General features: G+C 64.7%; 15 protein-coding genes. 11 read left to right on the top strand and 4 right to left on the bottom strand.

The window, feature by feature from the left end; translation table 11 throughout:
- Positions 1 to 6 precede the first annotated feature (6 nt).
- The 3 genes from RCH10_RS14955 to RCH10_RS14945 form a co-directional block, all read right to left on the bottom strand.
- Complete coding sequence (locus RCH10_RS14955) at positions 7 to 780, bottom strand: SDR family NAD(P)-dependent oxidoreductase (RefSeq protein ID WP_409052984.1); 774 nt, start codon at positions 778 to 780, stop codon at positions 7 to 9.
- A gap of 10 nt (positions 781 to 790) precedes the next feature.
- Positions 791 to 1789: a 2-hydroxyacid dehydrogenase gene (locus tag RCH10_RS14950; protein WP_409052983.1), complete on the bottom strand. Its 999-nt coding sequence runs from the start codon at positions 1787 to 1789 to the stop codon at positions 791 to 793.
- A gap of 245 nt (positions 1790 to 2034) precedes the next feature.
- The gene (locus RCH10_RS14945) at positions 2035 to 2952 is read right to left on the bottom strand and encodes an NUDIX hydrolase (RefSeq protein WP_409052982.1); all 918 of its coding nucleotides are present in this window, start codon (positions 2950 to 2952) and stop codon (positions 2035 to 2037) included.
- 285 nt (positions 2953 to 3237) lie between these two features.
- Here RCH10_RS14945 and RCH10_RS14940 point away from each other — a divergent pair, with 285 nt between their 5' ends.
- The 5 genes from RCH10_RS14940 (at position 3238) to RCH10_RS14920 (ending at position 9417) form a co-directional block, all read left to right on the top strand.
- Positions 3238 to 5565, top strand: coding sequence for a catecholate siderophore receptor Fiu (locus RCH10_RS14940; protein ID WP_409052981.1), 2328 nt, complete (start codon positions 3238 to 3240; stop codon positions 5563 to 5565).
- A 100-nt stretch (positions 5566 to 5665) separates the two neighbouring features.
- Positions 5666 to 6346 carry a Fe2+-dependent dioxygenase gene (locus RCH10_RS14935; RefSeq protein ID WP_409052980.1) on the top strand — a complete coding sequence of 227 codons (681 nt, stop codon included), beginning with the start codon at positions 5666 to 5668 and terminating at the stop codon, positions 6344 to 6346.
- Positions 6347 to 6441: 95 nt separating this feature from the next.
- Positions 6442 to 7515, top strand: coding sequence for an NAD/NADP octopine/nopaline dehydrogenase family protein (locus tag RCH10_RS14930; protein ID WP_409052979.1), 1074 nt, complete (start codon positions 6442 to 6444; stop codon positions 7513 to 7515).
- Positions 7505 to 8542 (top strand): 3-hydroxybutyryl-CoA dehydrogenase, encoded by a 1038-nt coding sequence (locus RCH10_RS14925; protein ID WP_409052978.1) that lies wholly within the window; start codon positions 7505 to 7507, stop codon positions 8540 to 8542. The genes RCH10_RS14930 and RCH10_RS14925 overlap by 11 nt, the downstream gene beginning before the upstream one ends.
- Positions 8539 to 9417: a zinc-binding alcohol dehydrogenase family protein gene (locus RCH10_RS14920; RefSeq protein WP_409052977.1), complete on the top strand. Its 879-nt coding sequence runs from the start codon at positions 8539 to 8541 to the stop codon at positions 9415 to 9417. The genes RCH10_RS14925 and RCH10_RS14920 overlap by 4 nt, the downstream gene beginning before the upstream one ends.
- A gap of 19 nt (positions 9418 to 9436) precedes the next feature.
- Here RCH10_RS14920 and RCH10_RS14915 read toward each other — a convergent pair whose 3' ends face one another.
- Positions 9437 to 9922, bottom strand: a complete 486-nt coding sequence (locus RCH10_RS14915; RefSeq protein ID WP_323496035.1) for a MarR family transcriptional regulator — start codon at positions 9920 to 9922, stop codon at positions 9437 to 9439.
- A gap of 141 nt (positions 9923 to 10063) precedes the next feature.
- On the opposite strand from RCH10_RS14915, the gene RCH10_RS14910 reads away from it, so the two are divergent.
- From RCH10_RS14910 to RCH10_RS14885, 6 genes are read left to right on the top strand one after another with little or no spacing between them, the layout of a single operon-like run.
- Complete coding sequence (locus tag RCH10_RS14910) at positions 10064 to 12256, top strand: thiamine pyrophosphate-dependent enzyme (RefSeq protein ID WP_409052976.1); 2193 nt, start codon at positions 10064 to 10066, stop codon at positions 12254 to 12256.
- 3 nt (positions 12257 to 12259) lie between these two features.
- Positions 12260 to 13759 (top strand): indolepyruvate oxidoreductase subunit beta family protein, encoded by a 1500-nt coding sequence (locus RCH10_RS14905; protein ID WP_409052975.1) that lies wholly within the window; start codon positions 12260 to 12262, stop codon positions 13757 to 13759.
- Positions 13760 to 13770: 11 nt separating this feature from the next.
- Positions 13771 to 14772: a PDR/VanB family oxidoreductase gene (locus RCH10_RS14900; protein ID WP_409052974.1), complete on the top strand. Its 1002-nt coding sequence runs from the start codon at positions 13771 to 13773 to the stop codon at positions 14770 to 14772.
- 16 nt (positions 14773 to 14788) lie between these two features.
- Positions 14789 to 16123 (top strand): aromatic ring-hydroxylating oxygenase subunit alpha, encoded by a 1335-nt coding sequence (locus RCH10_RS14895; RefSeq protein ID WP_409052973.1) that lies wholly within the window; start codon positions 14789 to 14791, stop codon positions 16121 to 16123.
- Positions 16123 to 16614 (top strand): aromatic-ring-hydroxylating dioxygenase subunit beta, encoded by a 492-nt coding sequence (locus tag RCH10_RS14890; RefSeq protein WP_409052972.1) that lies wholly within the window; start codon positions 16123 to 16125, stop codon positions 16612 to 16614. The genes RCH10_RS14895 and RCH10_RS14890 overlap by 1 nt, the downstream gene beginning before the upstream one ends.
- Before the next feature lie 21 nt (positions 16615 to 16635).
- Complete coding sequence (locus tag RCH10_RS14885; protein ID WP_409052971.1) at positions 16636 to 18258, top strand: AMP-binding protein; 1623 nt, start codon at positions 16636 to 16638, stop codon at positions 18256 to 18258.
- The last annotated feature ends 123 nt before the right edge of the window (positions 18259 to 18381 follow it).

Below are 18381 nucleotides of genomic sequence, written 5' to 3'. Positions count from 1 at the left end.
TGATTTTTAAAGCTGTGCCGTCACGCCGCCATCGACGTACAGGATGTGGCCGTTGACGAAGTTCGACGCGGCGCTCGACAGGAACACTGCCGCGCCCACCAGGTCTTCGACGTCGCCCCAGCGCCGCGACGGCGTGCGGCCGATCAGCCACTTGGAGAAGTCCTCGTTCTTGACCAGCGCCTCGTTCAGCTCGGTCTTGAAATAGCCCGGCCCGAGCCCGTTGACCTGGATGCCGTGCTGGCCCCAGTCGATCGCCATGCCCTTGGTCAGCATCTTCACCGCGCCCTTGCTGGCGGTGTAGGGCGCGATCCCCGGGCGGCCCAGCTCGCTCTGCACCGAGCAGACGTTGACGATCTTGCCGCGCTTGCGGCCGATCATGTGGCGCGCCACCGCCTGGCCGACGAGGAAGACGCTGTCGAGGTTGGTCTTCATCAACTCGTGCCAATGCGCTTCTTCGAACTCGTCGAGCGGTGCGCGGCGCTGCATGCCGGCGTTGTTGATGAGGATGTCGATGGGGCCGACGTCGCGCTCGATGCGGTCGACCTCTTCCTTGACGGCTTCACCGGATGTGACGTCGAAGCTGGCCGTCACGATGTCGGCGCCTTCGCCGCGCAATGTGGCTGCAGCGGCTTCGAGCTTGTCTGCGTTGCGTGCGTTCAGCACGATGCGTGCGCCCGCACCGGCGAGTCCGCGGGCCAGCGCAAAGCCGATGCCGGCGCTGGAGCCGGTGATGAGGGCGGTGCGGCCGGTGAGGTCGAAGCTTTTGAGGATGGCGTTCAAGACAGATCTTTCATTGCGCTGTCGTCAGCACATCGGGATTGACCGGCGTCGGCGGCTTGCCGGCATGAGGCCCGGCGCCGAGTGCCGCGATCAGGTTGTCGACCGTGAGCGATGCCATCGCACGGCGCGTCTGAATGGTCGCGCTGCCGATGTGCGGCGTCAGCACGACGTTGGCGAGCCCGAGCAGGGCCGGATGAATTCGCGGCTCACCTTCGAACACATCGAGGCCGGCGGCAGCGATGGTGCCCGCCTTCAGAGCAGCGGCCAGCGCCGCATCGTCGACGATGCCTCCACGCGCGATGTTGGTCAGCGTGGCGGTCGGCTTCATCAGGCGAAGCTCCTCGGCACCGATCGTGTGGTGCGACGAGGCCGAGTAGGGCAGCACCAGCACCAGGTGGTCGGCTTGGCGCAGCAGCGTGGCCTTGTCTACATAGCGGGCGCCGATGGTCGCTTCGGTCGCGGTATCCAGCTGCGTGCGGTTGTGATAGATCACCTGCATGCCGAAGCCCAACGCACCACGCCGCGCGATGGCCCGGCCGATGCGGCCCATGCCCAGAATGCCCAGCGTCGCACCATGCACGTCGGCGCCGGCGAACTGGTCGAAGATGCCGCCCTTGTTCCACTCTCCGGCACGCACGAAGCGCTCGGATTCGCCGAGGCGCCGGGCCGTCGCCATCATCAGCGCGAAGCCCAGGTCGGCCGTCGTTTCGGTCAGCACGTCGGGCGTGTTGGTCACCAGCACGCCACGTGCCGTGCAGGCCGCGACATCGACGTTGTTGTAGCCGACGCCGACATTGCAGACCGCCTTGACCGTCGGGCAGGCGTCGAGCAATGCCGCGTCGATGTGCTCGCTGCCATGGCTCATCACGCCCTGCTTTCCGTGCAGGCGTTGCTTCAGTTCGTCAGCGCTCCAGATCGTGTCATTCGGGTTGTCTTCGACCTCGAAGTGATCGCGCAGGCGCTGGGCGATGTCGGGGAAGGTGGCTCGGGTGATGAGGACGGAGGTCATGGCTTGTCTTCTTTATGTTGGTTCTTGTGTGCGGAACGCGCGTAAGCAGCGTAAGGGCCGCGGTGGGCCGAGGCAAAGACCATCTTTGCGCTGTTACCGGCTGAAGCCTAACGTGTGTCCGTCGTCATTGAACAAGAGGTGTTCCGTGAACCCGTCCCGCAAAAGTCGGCTGGACCCCGGCGGCGCATGTCGCCGGAACCTACGCACTGCCGAAAAGGGACGTTTGAACTCACGCTGGCCCAGCTTCAGACATGGTGCGTGGCGGAGTCCGCGAAGAATGCTTCGAAGCCATCGAATGGTTCGAATCGGCCATCGCGCAACACCAGCCTCGACACGCCCGGAAACGCACGCTCGCGGTCGCCATGCGCTACGTCGCCTGGGTAGCAAAAAACGCGCGCCGTATCGACCTCAATATGAACCGGATGAATGAGCCGTGGCGGCGTGGCACGCGCGGCGTCGAACGCTTCATCGGCGCTGGCGTAGCGCGACAGGTGGGCGAGGGTGATGATCTGCGGCGGTGCCAATTCGATCTCGCGCTGCCAGTACATCTCCAGAGCTTGGCGCGCGCCGAGCCAGCGGCCAATCGTCGACTCGTGGTCTGCGACATCGGCGGTCTGACCCACAGGCATTCGAGCCACGAAAAAGCGCGTGTCGAAGCGACGGCGCGGCATGTTGGGTATGACCGGCGTGATCCAGCGCGACCATGGTGCGATGAGGCTGCTCGACAGCGTCAGGCCGAGCGCGTCCAGCATCGATTCGAACGGCACATCGCGTGGATGCGGAGTCGAGTCCGAGGCCGAAGCAGGGGGTTGCCAGAGCCCATCGGAACCATCGGCCAGCAGTACGCCGGCCTCTTCGAAGAGTTCGCGCAGCGCCGCCACGTGGATGGCCGCAGCGACTGGCGCCGAGAGCTCTGGCTCGCCGAGCGCCGCGTGCAGATCCCCTGCGTCGCGATCGAGCCGATGCACCGAGAGCGGGTCGGCCGCATCGAGCTTGCCGCCCGGAAAGACATGCACGCCGCCCAGCACGCTGGCCTCGATCGCACGGCGCATCAAGAAGGTTTCGAGGCCCTGCGCGCCGTCACGGAGCAGCACCACGGTGGCTGCGACTTCAAGACGGGCGGGGGCTGGGTGGGGGCCCGAGTCGCTGCCAAAACTGTTCATTTGTTGGAGTTTGATGCGTCGCGGCCTGCCCAGCTTCACCGGGCAGAAAAAAGGAACCCATGCTGCGGCCAGACAGTTGTCGCACCACTACAACACGCAAAGCGGTTTACGTACGTTCCGTAAAGGAAATGCAAAGATCTAACTGAGAGTCATTATCATTAACGCTGTTTCGCGGCGTGTGCTGCGAGCCAGCTCATCCAGCCAATCCCTCCAGCGCCCTTGCGGGCTGCTCGCCCGGGACCCGCCAGTCGAGTTCTCATTTCCCGCCTTTCCGGAGAACCCCTCATGGCCTACATCCAGAGCCGCAAGCACGCCGTCGCGCGCCCGTCACCCCAACTCACTGGCGTCGCTGCAGCTGCGCTGATGGCATTCGCCCTGCCTGCTGCTGCACAAACCGCAGGCAGCGCCACGTTGCAGGAAATTCGCGTGCGAGACTCCGCGGGCGCCAGCGACTACAAGGCCGACACGTCGGCCAACCCCAAATTCACCGCGCCGCTGGTCGACACGCCACAGACCATCCAGGTGCTGAAGGAGCAGATCCTGCGCGAGCAGGGCGCCACGACGCTGACCGAAGCGCTGCGCAACACGCCCGGTGCCGGTGCCTTCTACCTCGGTGAAAACGGCAACACGAGCACCGGCGACGCCATCTACCTGCGCGGCTTCGACACTTCCAGCAGCATCTTCGTCGACGGTATCCGCGACATCGGATCGGTCTCGCGCGACACCTTCAATATCGAGCAGATCGAAGTCGTCAAAGGCCCGGCCGGCAGCGACACCGGACGCACTGCGCCCACCGGTTACATCAACCTGATCACCAAGAAGCCGACGCTGACCGACAGCTTCTTCGGCTCGGTCGGCTTCGGCAGCGACAGCTTCAAGCGCGGCACCATCGACTGGAACAAGGCTCTGAGCGGACCGGGTGGTGCAGGCGCCGCCTTCAGACTCAATGCGTTCACCGAAGACGCCGACGTGTCAGGCCGCGATGTCGTGAAGAACAAGCGCTCGGGCATCGCGCCGTCGCTGGCGCTGGGTCTCGGCACGCCGACACGCCTGTACTTCGACCTGGTCCACATCCAGCAAAACAATGTGCCTGACGGCGGCGTGTCCACCATCGGCCTGCCGGGCTACTCGACGCCCGACGCGACCACCGTGCGCGGTCGCCGGACCTTCTTGAACTCTGCTCAGCCGGTTAGTTCGAGCAATTTCTACGGCACCTCGTCGGACTTCGACCACGTGACGCAGAACATGTTCACGGCCCGCGTGGAGCACGACCTCACGCCCGACATCACCTTGCGCAACACCTTCCGCTACGGCAAGACCGAGCAGGACTACCAGCTGACGTCGTTCATGGCGACCACCGCGAACCTGCTGACGCCCAATGCCACGGCCCCGCTGGGCTGGACCGTAGCTCGCAGCAATCCGACGAACAAGAATCAGGAGAACACCATCCTGACCAACCAGACCAACGTCAGCGCCAAGTTCGACACGGGAGGCGTCGGCCACACGCTGAACGCCGGCGTCGAGTTGATCCGCGAAGAGCAGGACACGCTCGGCTACTACGGACAAAACGTGGCGGTGTTCGGCTACCCCGGCATCCGCAACAGCGGTGCCTGGCCTGCCGCCAACCTGTACAACCCCAACCCGAACGTGCTCGGTTACCTGCGACTGCAGAACGGCGCCAACACCGAAGGCAAGACCACCACCGTCGGCGCCTACGTGTTCGACACGGCCAAGTTGAGCGAACGCTGGAGCCTGACCGGCGGCCTGCGCTTGGACCACTACGCGACCGACTACGCAGCGAATGCGCTGAACGCCACCACCGGCGTGCTCACACCGAGCGCGTTCTCGACCTCGGGCAAGCTCTGGACCGGCAAGCTCGGCGTCGTCTACAAGCCGACCGACAACAGCAGCATCTACGCGGCCTACGGCACAGGCGCGCAGCCACCGGGCGGCAACAACTTCGCACTGGCTGCCAGCGGGACCGGCAACAGCGCAAGCCGCACCGACTTCTTGCCTCAGAAAACCAAGACTTATGAGCTGGGCACCAAGTGGGAAGTGCTCCACAAGAAGCTGGCCTTGACGGCGGCCATCTACCGGACCGACGTGAGCAACGACGTGGTGCAAGACGCCGTCAGCGGCCTCTACTACCAGACCGGCAAGAAGCGCGTGCAGGGCATCGAGCTCGGCGCGGCCGGCGCGATCACCGACAACTGGGGCGTGAGCACCGGTTTCACGACGCAAGACACGAAGATCCTGAGCGGCCCCTCGGTGCTCGCAGACGGCGGCTCCGTGCTGGCGTACACGCCCAAGAATTCGTTCAGCGCATGGACGACCTACAAGCTTCCGTTCGGGCTGACGGTCGGCGCTGGTGCCCGCTTCAACGGCAAGCTTTCGCGCGGCACCGATGGCGCGCTGGGCACGCCTGCCTTTATCGACTCGTACTGGGTGTTCGACGCGATGGCTTCTTACCGCATCAACAAGAATATCGACCTGCAGTTCAACGTCTACAACCTGGCCGACAAAGACTATGTGGCTGCGATCAACAAGAGCGGTTACCGCTACACGCCGGGTGCGCCGCGCACCTATCGCATGACTGCGAACTTCGCTTTCTGATCCACGATCTTGTCGACTGCGGAGTGTCGCGCCGGCAGCGGTGCGACATTCCAGCCCCTGCCTTGCGGTCGGGGCTTTTTTCTTGTGAGGCTGCTTCAACATGATGCTGCATGTACCCGATGTGCTGACGTCCGATCAAGTCTGCGAACTTCGATCGGCCCTCGATGGTGCGGACTGGGGAGACGGTCGAGAAACCGTGGGCGAGCAGGGCGCCCGGGTCAAGCGCAATCGCCAGTTACCAGAGTATTCGGTGGTCGGTCGCCAACTCGCAAAGACGGTACTGATGGCGCTGTCGCGCAGCGCGCTGTTTCATTCGGCCGCACTGCCGCTTCGTTTCGTGCCACCGCTCTTCAATCGCTATGAGAGTGGCGAGCATTACGGCCTGCATGTCGATGGATCGGTCCGCTCGATTCCTGGCACGGGCGAGCAGTTGCGCACCGACCTGTCGTGCACGCTGTTCCTGTGCGATCCGGACGACTACGACGGTGGCGAACTCGAAGTCGTCGACAACTACGGCACGCATGAAGTGAAGCTGCCGGCGGGCGACCTCGTGCTGTACCCGTCGAGCAGTCTGCATCAGGTGCATCCCGTGACGCGCGGCGCGCGCGTCTGTTCGTTCTTGTGGCTGCAGAGCATGGTGCGCGACAACCATCAACGCGAGATGCTTTTTGGCCTGGATCAGAGCATTCAATCGTTGCGGACGCGACTCGGTGAGTCGGCTGAAACGGTCGCGCTGACGGGCCACTATCACAACCTGTTGAGGCTCTGGGCTGAGGTCTAGCTACGTCGCTCGGCGTCAAGAAGCATGATTGACACATGAATCAATGAAAAGTAATGTATTGACTTCATCGATGTCTGCTTTCTCGAACTCCGAACATGAAAATTGCAATTCTTGGTGGAGGTCATGGCGCCTACGCCGCCGCAGCGGACCTTTCTGAAGCGGGCCATGAAGTGCGGCTGTGGCGTCGCGACGCGGCCGCGCTCCATCCGGTTATTCGTGCCGGCGCGATCACGCTGAAGGATGCGGCTGGCGTGCGTGAGGTGCCGCTGGCGCTCGCGACCGCCGACATTGCCGCAGCCCTCGAAGGCGCCAGGCTCGTCGTCATTCCCACGCCTGCCATCGCGCAGTACGACATCGCGCTTGCCATGGCGCCGCATCTCGTTGATGGGCAGGTCGTCTTCCTTCCGCCGGGTACCTTCGGCAGCTACGTGATGGCGAGGCTGGTGAAGCAGTCGGGCAACCTGGCCGATGTCGCCTGGGCCGAGACCGGCACCTTGCCTTACCTCGCGCGCAAGCACGGCGAGCGTGAAGTCAATGTCACCGTCCGCGCCATACGCCTGCCGACCGGTGTCTACCCGGCGCGCAAGTCGGCCGAGGCGATAGAGGTGATCCGCGAAGCCTTCCCTTCCGTGAATGCCTGCGGAGATGCGCTATCGGGTGCGCTCATGAACGCCGGCCCCGTCATCCATCCGCCGCTGATGGTGATGAACGCCGCGCCGCTGCAGCACTTCGAGCGCTGGGACATCCACAACGAAGGCACGCAGCCCGCCGTGCGCGCCGTGACCGATCAACTGGATCGCGAACGCATCGCAGTGCGCGAGGCCTTCAGCCAAGGTGCGCCGCACTATCCGCTGGCCGACCACTACGAAAACGATCGATGGATGTATGGCGATGCGCACAAGCAGCTGGTGAAGTCCGGCGACTGGCGCGAGAACATCGACTTGCACTCGCATCGGTACATCACCGAAGACACTGAACTCGGGCTCGCCTTCCTGGCCTCTGCCGCACGCTATGCCGGCGTGGACGCGCCGATCGCGCACGGCTTGCTGGCCATCGTCGGAGGCTTTCTCGGCCGCGATTTGCGGCAAGGTCCGCGCACATTCGAGCGCCTGGGACTGGCGGCGTTGAGCAAGACAGAACTCGCGCAGAGGCTCCACCATGGCGAATGAGTCGCTTGTCTCGTCCACACCGTCGACGCCGTTGACACCGCTGCCCCGCTTCGCCGCTGTCGGTGCCGGTCGCATGGGGCGCGGCATCGCGATCGCGTTCGCTTATGCAGGGCACCGGATCTCCCTGATCGATCTGCGCCAGCGCAGCGACGAAGCCTGGCGGCGCCTCCGCGATGAAGCGAGTGCGGAGATCGAGGCGGCTCTCGCAGGACTCGCGCAACTCGGCGTCATCGATGCAGCGCAAATCCAGTCGATCGCCGCCCGCGTGGACTACGTGAACGGAGCCGCCGCACCTCGGGCATTGGCGGCGGCCGAACTGGTCTTCGAAGGCGTGCCCGAAACCATGGCGGCCAAGCGCGATGCCTTCGAGCAGCTCAATCGTCATTGCCGCGACGACGCGATCCTGACCTCGACGACCAGCAGCATCCTGGTGACGCAGCTCGCCGCGCTGGTGCGACTGCCCGAGCGTTTCCTCAACATGCACTGGCTCAATCCGGCGTACGTGATCCCGGTCGTCGAACTCAGTTGCCATCCGGGCACCGATGCCGCGGTGCTGGCGCGCACCAAGTCCTTGATGGAAGAGATCGGCAAGCTGCCCGTCGTGTGCGGCGCATCGCCGGGCTACATCGTGCCGCGGTTGCAGGCGCTGGTGATGAACGAGGCAGCCCGCATGATCGAGGAGGGCGCCGCCACCGCCGAAGAGATCGACAAGGCGACGCGCTATGGCCTGGGCCTGCGCTTCGCCGCGATCGGCGTGGTCGAGTTCATCGACTTCGGTGGCTGCGACATCCTGCATCACGCGAGCCGCGAGATGTCGGCATCGCTGAGCAAGGAGCGCTACACCGCGCCGGCCATCGTCGATCGCATGGTCGAGGAAGGACGGCTCGGCCTGAAGACCGGCAGCGGCTTCTACGACTATCGGGGCCGCGATGTCGCCGCCTACCGGCGCGACGTGCTGGCTCGCACGCTCGGCGAGTTGCGGCACGCCGGACTCTGGCGCGCGGCGGCCGAAGAGACTCGCTCATGAAGGCCGTTCGCATCCACGGCTTCGACGCAGTGCCGGTGCTGGAAGACGTTGCCGATCCGATGCCACGACCGGGCCGCAGCATCGTGCGCATGCAGGCGGCCACTGTGGGCCACATCGACCGCACCGTGTGGCGCGGCAGCTTTCTGCGGCATCCGCCGTTCCCGTACACGCCGGGCGTGGAGGCCGCCGGCATCGTCGTCGCGAGCGAGCGTTACGCGGCCGGGCAGCGTGTGTGGTTGCGCGGCAGCGGCCTGGGCACGCTGTTCGACGGCACCTGGTGCGAGCAGATCGACGCCCCCGACGAAGCGCTGGGCCTCTTGCCCGATGCGATAACGATGGCGCTCGGCTCGGCTTTCTTTTCACCGACCACCTCGGCATGGGTCGCGCTGCACGAAGTCGCGAAGCTGCAGCCTGGCGAGCAGGTGCTGGTGACCGGCGCGAGCGGCGCAGTGGGCTCGCTCGTCATGCAACTGGCACGCGACGCCGGCTGCGATGCAACGGCGGTCGACCCGCTTGCCGATGCGCCTCCGCCCGCTAGCGCGGACCTGCTGGTCGACACCGTCGGCGGGAGTGTGCTGTCGTCGGTCTTGCCCTGCGTGCGCCCCGGTGGCCGCGCGGTGCTGATCGGCTACACCGCGGGCCCGACGCTGGCGCTCGACATCGCGCACTTCCTGCAGCGCGATGTGGCGCTGTTGCCGCTCAACATGTTCCGGCGCGACGCGGCTGGTCGTGCCATCGTGCCGGAGCTGTTGGCACGTCTGGTCGATGGCCGTCTGCAGCTCGAAGTGCGGCCCTTCGCATTGGCCGATGCAGCATTGGCGCTCGATTGGATTGCGCAGCGCGGCCATCGTGGCCGCGCGGTGCTCGTTGCCTAGCAGTCCCTGACCTCGGTCGCTAGTCTTCTTCGGTCGGCTCGACCGGCACATGCACGTGCTGGTCGATCATCTGCCGCAAGGTGTGCTTCAGTTCTTCGGCACGCCGCAGGCCGAAGGGTTGGAGCACGCGCCGCTCGTGATCGCGTGCCAGTTCCATCAGGTGCTCGACCGCCTTCAGCCCCTTCTTCGTGATGCGCACCAGCGTGATGCGGCGATCACTCTCATGGGGCAGTCGCTCGACCTGTCCGCGCGATTCCATCCGGTCCAGCAAACGCGTCACCGTCGGCTGCTTGGTCACGGTCACTTGCGCGAGTTGGCCGATGCTGATCGGTTCGCTGCCCGCGAGCGATGCCATCACACGCCACTCGGAAATGGAAAACCCCTGCTGCCGCGCCACTTCGTGGAACTCCGACGAAATGAGCTGGGTGGCCTGCGCGAGCAAGGCCGGCAAATAGTCGTCGACGAAGCGATGCGGTCCGGTGGTGTGCTCGACCGCCTTAGCCATGAGAGCGACCCACAGTCACCGTAGGCATGCTGCTTGCGTGCACAGGGTTATTCATGATTGTGGATACATTCATTTGTCAACATTATAGAAAGTGGCAAGCGAAACGCATCCTCCCACGACCGACAAGAAGAAAGCACCACGATGGCTGAGCGTTCATTCGTCGAAGAAGTCAAGAAGCTGAGGCTTTCCGGCGGAGACGTGTTCCGCGGTGAAGGCATTCTGGCCGTCACCAAGGCGTTGCTCGAATCCGGGGTTTCTTATGTGGCCGGCTACCAGGGCGCGCCGATCTCGCACCTGATGGACGTGCTCGCCGATGCGCAGGACATCCTGACCGAACACGGCATCCGCTTCGAGAACAGCGCGAGCGAGGCCACGGCAGCCGCCACGCTGGCTGCATCGGTCAACTACCCGCTGCGCGGCGCGGTCACTTTCAAGGCCACCGTGGGCACCAACGTGGCCTCCGATGCGCTGGCCAATCTCGCTTCCGGTGGCGTCACCGGCGGGGCGTTGATCATCGTGGGCGAGGACTACGGCGAAGGCTCGTCGATCATGCAGGAGCGTAGCCACGCCTTTGCGATGAAGTCGCAGATATGGCTGCTCGATCCGCGACCCAACCTGCCGAGCATCGTCGACGCGGTGAAGCAGGGCTTCGACCTTTCAGAAGCCAGCAACACGCCGGTGATGCTGCAGTTGCGCATCCGTGCCTGCCATGTGCACGGTCACTTCATCGCGGGCGACAACAAGCGCGCCAAGTTCACGCTGAAAGACGCGCTGGAGAATCCGCAGCGCGACGTCAGCCGCATCGTATTGCCGCCCGCGAGCTTCCTGCACGAGCAGGAGAAGATCAAGGAGCGTTGGCCCGCCGCGGTCCGCTTCATCGAAGAGCGCGAGCTCAACGAGTTCTTCTCGGAAGACGCCGACGACATCGGCATCATCGTGCAGGGTGGCAGCTACAACACGCTGCTCCGCGCGCTCGAACGACTCGGCCTGGCCGATGTCTATGGCAACACTCGGGTGCCGCTCTACGTGATGAACGTGGCCTATCCGGTGATCGAGAGCGAGGTCATCCGCTTTTGCGAAGGCAAGCGCGCGGTGCTGATCGTGGAGGAGGGCCAGCCCAACTTCGTCGAGCAGAACCTCGCGACCATCCTGCGCCAGGCTGGCTCGACCACGGCGCTGCACGGCAAGGACATGTTGCCGGTGGCGGGCGAATACACCTCTTCCGAATTGCTGAAAGGCGCCCGCAGTTTCTGCGAACGCTACGAACGGCTGGCGCCATTGCTGGCACCAGTCCAGGCGCGCAAGATCATTCCGTTGATGGAAGTCGCGGAGATCGGCGTCGACAACGCCCCCGAGCCGGCGTTGCCATCCAGCGCGCTGGGCGACGTGGTGCATGCGCGGCCACCGGGCTTTTGCACCGGCTGCCCCGAGCGCCCGATCTTCAGCGCGATGAAGCTGGTCGAGCGCGAACTCGGCGCGCACCATGTCAGCGCGGACATCGGCTGCCATCTCTTCTCGATCCTGCCGCCCTTCAACATCGGCAACACCACGATGGGCTACGGCCTGGGAGGCGCGGGCGCGTCGGCGCTGAATGCACCGGCCGGCAAGCGCGCCATTTCGATGATGGGCGACGGCGGTTTCTGGCACAACGGCCTCACCAGCGGGATCGCCAATGCGGTCTTCAACAAGAGCGACAACCTGACCGTCATCGTCGACAACAACTACACCTCTGCGACGGGCGGGCAGGACATCCTCTCGTCGCACGCCGTCAACAAGACGCGCAGCACCGGCCATGAGATCGAGCGTGCGGTGCGCGGCGTCGGCGTCGAGTGGGTCAAGACGTTGCGCCGCACCTACGACGTCGCCGGCATGCGCGACGCGCTGAGAGATGCGCTCACCACCACGACCAAAGGCCCGAAGGTCTTGATCGCGCAGTCGGAGTGCATGCTCAACAAGCAGCGCCGCGAAAAGCCGCTGGTGCGCAAGGCGATAGCCGATGGCAAGCGCATGGTGCGCGACAAGTTCGGCGTTGATTCGGACACCTGCACCGGTGACCACTCGTGCATCCGCCTGTCGGGCTGCCCGTCGCTGTCGATCAAGCCGAATCCCGATCCGTTGCGCACCGACCCGGTCGCGACCGTGCTCGAAACCTGCGTCGGCTGCGGCGTGTGCGGCGAGGTGTCGCATGCCGCCGTGCTGTGCCCATCGTTCTACAAGGCACAAGTGATCAGCAACCCGAACCGCTGGGACCGCATGCGCGAACGCGTGCGTGCCGGTGTGATCGGCTGGCTGCAACGCGGTGAAGCCAAGCGCCGTGAAGCGTATGCGTTCTAAGCGATGACTCAACCAATAAAGATCGCGATATTAGCCATGGGCGGCGAAGGCGGCGGCGTGCTGGCCGACTGGATCGTCGACATGGGCGAGGCCAACGGCTACGTCGCGCAGACGACTTCGGTGCCGGGCGTGGCGCAGCGCACCGGCGCGACCATCTACTACGTCGAGCTCTACCCGACCGCACAAGCTGAAGCGGACGGCGGCCGACCGGTGCTGGCGCTGATGCCGCTGCCCGGCGATGTCGACGTGGTGCTGGCGTCGGAATTGATGGAAGCCGGGCGCGCGGTGCAGCGCGGCCTCGTCACCAACGACCGCACCACGCTCATCGCATCCACGCACCGCGTCTATTCCATCGCCGAAAAGAGCGCGCTCGGTGATGGCCGGGTCGACAGTGCACAGTTGTTGGCGCACACGGCAAAGGCCGCGATGCGCTTCATCCGGTTCGACATGGCCCAGGCGGCAGAAGCGTCGGGCAGCGTCATCAGTGCCGTGCTCTTCGGCGCGCTGGCGGGGTCGGGCGTGCTGCCCTTCAGTCGCGCGCAGTTCGAATCGACCATCGAGCGCGGCGGCGTCGGCGTGAAGCCGAGTCTCAAGGCCTTTGGCGCTGCTTTTACCCGTGCGCAGGCGGGCGACGATGGCGAAGCGCCTGTTGAGGCCGTCGTTCCCACGCCCGTCCCGCAGCCGCGGCATCCGGCCGTGCGTGCACTGGTCGAACGCGTGCAGCGCGACTTCCCCGCGGCGGCGCACGACCTCCTGCTCGAAGGGGTGCGCCGGTCCATCGACTACCAGGACTTGAACTACGCCGGCTTGTACCTCGACCGGATGGCATCCATCGCTGCGCTGCCCGCAAGCGCCGGGCAACGGCTGCTGCGCGAGACCGCTCGCCATTTGGCGCTGTGGATGTCTTACGAAGACACCGCCCGTGTCGCCGCGTTGAAGACCCGCGCGACGCGTTTCCAGCGCGTGCGTGGCGAGGTCCGCGTGCAGTCGAATCAGGTGCTCGCCATCAACGAGTACATGCATCCGCGCATGCAGGAAATCTGCGAGACGCTGCCCGGCGGCCTCGGTCGCTGGCTCATGGCCTCCACGATGCCGAAGAGGTTGGTCGAGCGCTTCACGCAGCATGGCCGAGTGATCCAGACCAGCTCGCTGCACGGCTACCTGATGCTGCGCACCGTGGCCGGCATGAAACGCTGGCGCCGCTCGACCATGCGCTACGCCGAAGAAAACCGGCGCATCGAAGAGTGGCTGCAACGCATTGCCACTACTGCGCAGCGGAATCCGGAACTGGCTGTCGAAATCGCCCAGTGCCAGCGACTGGTCAAGGGCTACAGCGACACGCATGAACGCGGCATCCGCAACTACGACACCTTGATGCGCTCGGTCGAGCGTGCGGGTGCGATGCTGGCGCCTGCGACCTTGCGTGAGTTGCGCGATGCGGCGCTCGCAGACGAACATGGCCACAAGCTGCAGGCGGCGCTGATGCGGCATGCGCTAGGCTGAAGAGACACCACATGACCACTTCGGCAGTACCCACCGCCACGCTCGAGCTTCGCGTTGCCGAAGCGCGCGAACTCAATCCGCTGATCCGGCTGCTGCGTTTGCGGCGCGACGACGGCAGGGCATTGCCCGGCTTCGCTGCCGGCGCACACATCCGCGTGCAGGTGTCGTTGCCCGACGGCAAGACCGACTGGCGCCACTACTCGCTCATCAACTTCGCGACCGAGCGCAACGCTACCGTGGCCCCGGCGGAGTACGTGATCGCCGTACGCAAGGAGGCCGATGGCCGCGGCGGCTCGCGCTTCATGCACGAGCGACTGAAACAGGGCGACACGCTCGCCATCGAAGCACCGAAGAATGACTTTCCGCTGCACACCGGTCCGGGCGGTTCGGTGCTGGTGGCCGGCGGCATCGGTGTGACACCGCTCGCGACCATGGCCGCGCGCCGCCGGGCCGAGGGCGCAGAAGTTCGAATGCACTACGCCGGCCGCAGCCGCGACCACATGGCCTTCCTGCCTGAGCTGCAAGCGCTTCTGGGCGACGACCTGCATGTGCATGCCGACGCCGAAGCCGGTACGCCGCTGGACATCGAGGCGCTGCTGAACGACGTGCCGACCGGCGATCGTCTCTACGTTTGCGGCCCCAAGGTGATGCTCGACGCCGTGCTCGCCCATACGCAGGCGCGCGGCTGGGAACACGACCGCGTGCATTTCGAGCTCTTCACCGAAACCGTGATGGAGGAGGGGGATCAACCCTTCGAAGTCGAACTCGCGCAATCGGGCCAGCGCTTCACCGTCGCGGCCGACCAGACACTGCTCGACTGCCTGATCGACAACGGCTGCGACCCGATGTTCGACTGCAAGCGCGGCGAATGCGGCGTGTGCGTCGTGCAGGTGATCGAAGGGGAAATCGACCATCGCGACTACGTGCTGACCGCCCGCGAGAAGGCGCAGGGAGATGTCATGCAGATGTGCATCTCGCGCGCCAAGGGTGCGCGCCTGGTGATCGATCTTTGAAGGAGTGATGCGAGCCATGCAGACTTCAACACGACACGCGACCTCGTACCGCGACAACCCCGACGCCATCCGCGCGCTGGTGCGCAACGACCAGGTGCATCGCGACCTCTACACCAGCCAGGAATTGTTCGAACTGGAGCAGGAGCACTTTTTCGCCAACACCTGGAACTACGTGGGCCACGAGAGCCAGTTGCCCAAGTCGGGCGACTGGATCACCAACGAAATCGCCGGCCGGCCGTTGATCGTCGTGCGCCACACCGACGGCAGCGTGCGCGCCATGATGAACCGCTGCGCCCACAAAGGCTCGCGATTGGTGAGCGCGTCGTGCGGCAACACCGGCAAGTTTTTCCGCTGCCCGTACCACGCCTGGACCTTCAAGACAGACGGCGCCTTGCTCGCCATCCCGCTGAAGGCCGGTTATGAAAATACGGCCCTGCACGAGTGCGAATCGGCCAGGGGCCTCACCACGCTGAAGCATGTGCGCACGCATCGCGGCTTCATCTTCGTGAAGATCAACGATGCCGGGCCGGACTTCGACGAATACTTCGGCGACTCGCTGAGTTCCATCGACAACATGGCCGACCGCTCGCCCGAAGGTGAGCTGGAAATAGCGGGCGGGTGCCTGCGCTTCATGCACCAGTGCAACTGGAAGATGTTCGTCGAGAACCTCAACGACACGATGCATCCGATGGTCGCGCACGAGTCTTCGGCCGGCACCGCCAAGCGCATGTGGGCCGACCAGCCTGCCGACGCGCCCAAGCCCATGGCCGTCGAGCAATTCGTGCCCTTCATGTCGGACTACAAGTTCTTCGACGACATGGGTATCCGCACCTACGACAACGGCCACAGCTTCACGGGCGTGCACTTCAGCATCCACAGCAAGTACGCGGCGATTTCCGAGTACGACGATGCGATGAAGGCGCGCTACGGCGCAGAAAAGACCGCGCAGATCCTCGGCATGGCGCGGCACAACACCGTGTACTACCCGAACCTCACGATCAAGGGCGCGATCCAGTCGATACGGGTGATCAAGCCGATCGCCGTCGACAAGACGCTGGTGGAAAGCTGGACCTTTCGCCTCAAAGGTGCGCCGCCCGAGCTGCTGCAACGCACCACGATGTACAACCGCCTCATCAACTCGCCGTTTTCCGTCGTCGGGCATGACGACCTTCAGGCCTATCGCGGGATGCAAGCCGGCCTGCATGCCAGTGGCAACGAGTGGGTCAGCCTGCATCGCGGCTACGACGCGTCGGAGTTGAAGGGCGGCGAGATCACCACGGGTGGCACGAGTGAATTGCCGATGCGCAACCAGTACAGAAGCTGGGTAGAACGTATGACGGAGACCATGTAATGGCCAACGAGACTGAAATCACTCGCCAGGACCTGATCGACTTCGTCGTGAACGAAGCGCATCTGCTCGACACGCGTCGCTACGAAGAGTGGAACGCGCTCTTCACCGACGACGCGTTCTACTGGGTGCCGCTGGCGCCCGACCAGGAAGACGGCATCAACCACACCTCGCACATGTACGAAGACAAGCTGTTGCGAGACCTGCGCATCGAGCGCCTCAAGAGTCCGCGCGCGTTCTCGCAACAGCCGCGCAGCCGCTGCCATCACTTGCTTCAGGTGCCGGTGGTCGAGCAGTTCGATCCAGAAGCCGCTCGCTTCGTGGTGCGCACTGCGTTCCATTACACCGAGTCGCAGGGCGACGAGCTTCAGTTCTACGTCGGCACCTTCTTTCATCATCTGACCGTGCACGAAGGCGCCTTGCGCATCACGCAGAAGCGCGTCAACCTGCTCAACTGCGACGCGGCATTGCCGGCGGTGCAGCTCTTCATATGAGCACGGTGTGACGAGCAAGCTATGACTAGCACGGTTCACGATGTCTTTTCGGCGACGGCGGCACGCACGCCCGGTGCGGCGTTCCTGTTCACCGAGTCGGTCACAGCAGAGGCCTATGGCATCGAGGCCGGTGCGATCACATGGGGCAAAGCCGCCGCAGAAGTCGAGCGTCTGCGTACGGCCTATGCCGCAGCCGGCTACGGCCACGGTCATCGCATCGGCTTGCTGCTGGAGAACCGACCCGCCTTCCTGTTCCATTGGTTCGCGCTCAATGCCTTGGGTGCGAGCGTGGTGCCCATCAACGCCGACATGCGCTCGGCCGAGCTGAGCTACCTGATCGGCCACAGCGAGATCGGCCTCGCCGTGACGCTGCCCGAACGTGCCGCAGACCTGCAGGCCGCCGCCGCACTGGCCGACGTGGCCTTCGAGACGATGGGCCCCGACGACGGGATGCCCACCGCCAAAACCGCCGCACCGCGTGCTGCCGAGCCGATCGGCGCCGACACCGAGTGCGCGCTGCTCTACACCTCGGGTACCACCGGTCGCCCCAAGGGCTGCATCCTGAGCAACGCCTACTTCGTGAATGCGGGCGAGTGGTACGCCGCGCTCGACGGCGTCTGCAGCGTACGCCGCGACACCGAACGCGTGATGACGCCGCTGCCGCTGACGCACATGAACGCGATGGCCTGCTCCACGATGGTGGTGCTGGTCGCAGGCGGTTGCCTGGTGCAACTAGACCGCTTCCATCCAAAAAGCTGGCTTCAAAGCGCATGCGAGAGTGGTGCGACCATCGTCCATTATCTCGGCGTGATGCCCGCGATGCTGCTGTCGGCGCCGCCATCGCCCGCCGACCGTGACCACGCGATCCGTTGGGGTTTCGGCGCCGGTGTCGACCGCAAGAACCACGCACCGTTCGAAGTGCGCTTCGGCTTCCCGCTGGTCGAGGCATGGGCCATGACCGAGACCGGCGTCGCCGCCTGCATCATGGCCCACCGCGAGCCGCGACTCGTCGGCGAAAGCTGCTTCGGCCGACAAGAGTCGTTCGTCGAAATCAAGCTCGTGGACGACCAGGGCAACGACGCCGCGGTCGGCACCCCAGGCGAACTGCTTGTCCGCTCGTCCGGCGCCGATCCGCACCGCGCCTTCTTCTCCGGCTACCTCAAAGACGAAGCAGCCACCAATGAAGCATGGGCCGACGGCTGGTTTCACACCGGCGACCTGGTTCGGCGCGATGCAGAAGGCAACTTCTTCTTCGTCGACCGCAAGAAGAACGTGATCCGTCGCAGCGGCGAGAACATCTCGGCCGTCGAGGTTGAGAGCGTGCTCAACCAGCACCCCGCCGTCAAATCCTCCGCCGTCGCAGCGACCCCCGACGCCGTACGTGGAGACGAAGTGCTCGCCTGCATCGTGTTGCGACAAGACGCCGACCAGACCGCCAAACAACAGATTGCCGAGAGCATCGTCGACCATGCCTTGGCCCAACTCGCGTACTACAAGGCACCGGGCTACATCGCCTTCATCGACGCCTTGCCACTCACGCCGTCACAGAAGATTCAGCGGGGGGAACTGCGGGCTTTGGCTCTGACCTTGCCGTCTCAAGCGAACTGCATCGATACACGTTCGATGAAGAAGCGGCAGGGCTGAATGAACATGCATTCGTTTATTCGCTGCGTCGTTGTACTGAGGCGGCACTACACAGCCTCACCCGTGCCGAGGGCGCTGGGTGGTCCCCGCAGCGAAGTAAAGGAGGAGGCGAAGCCGATGGAC

The organism is Variovorax sp. GrIS 2.14 (assembly GCF_046115955.1).
Classification (GTDB): Bacteria; Pseudomonadota; Gammaproteobacteria; order Burkholderiales; family Burkholderiaceae_C; genus Variovorax.
The sequence above is the reverse complement of the archived record's forward strand: the minus strand, read 5'-3'. Positions and strand labels throughout refer to the sequence as shown.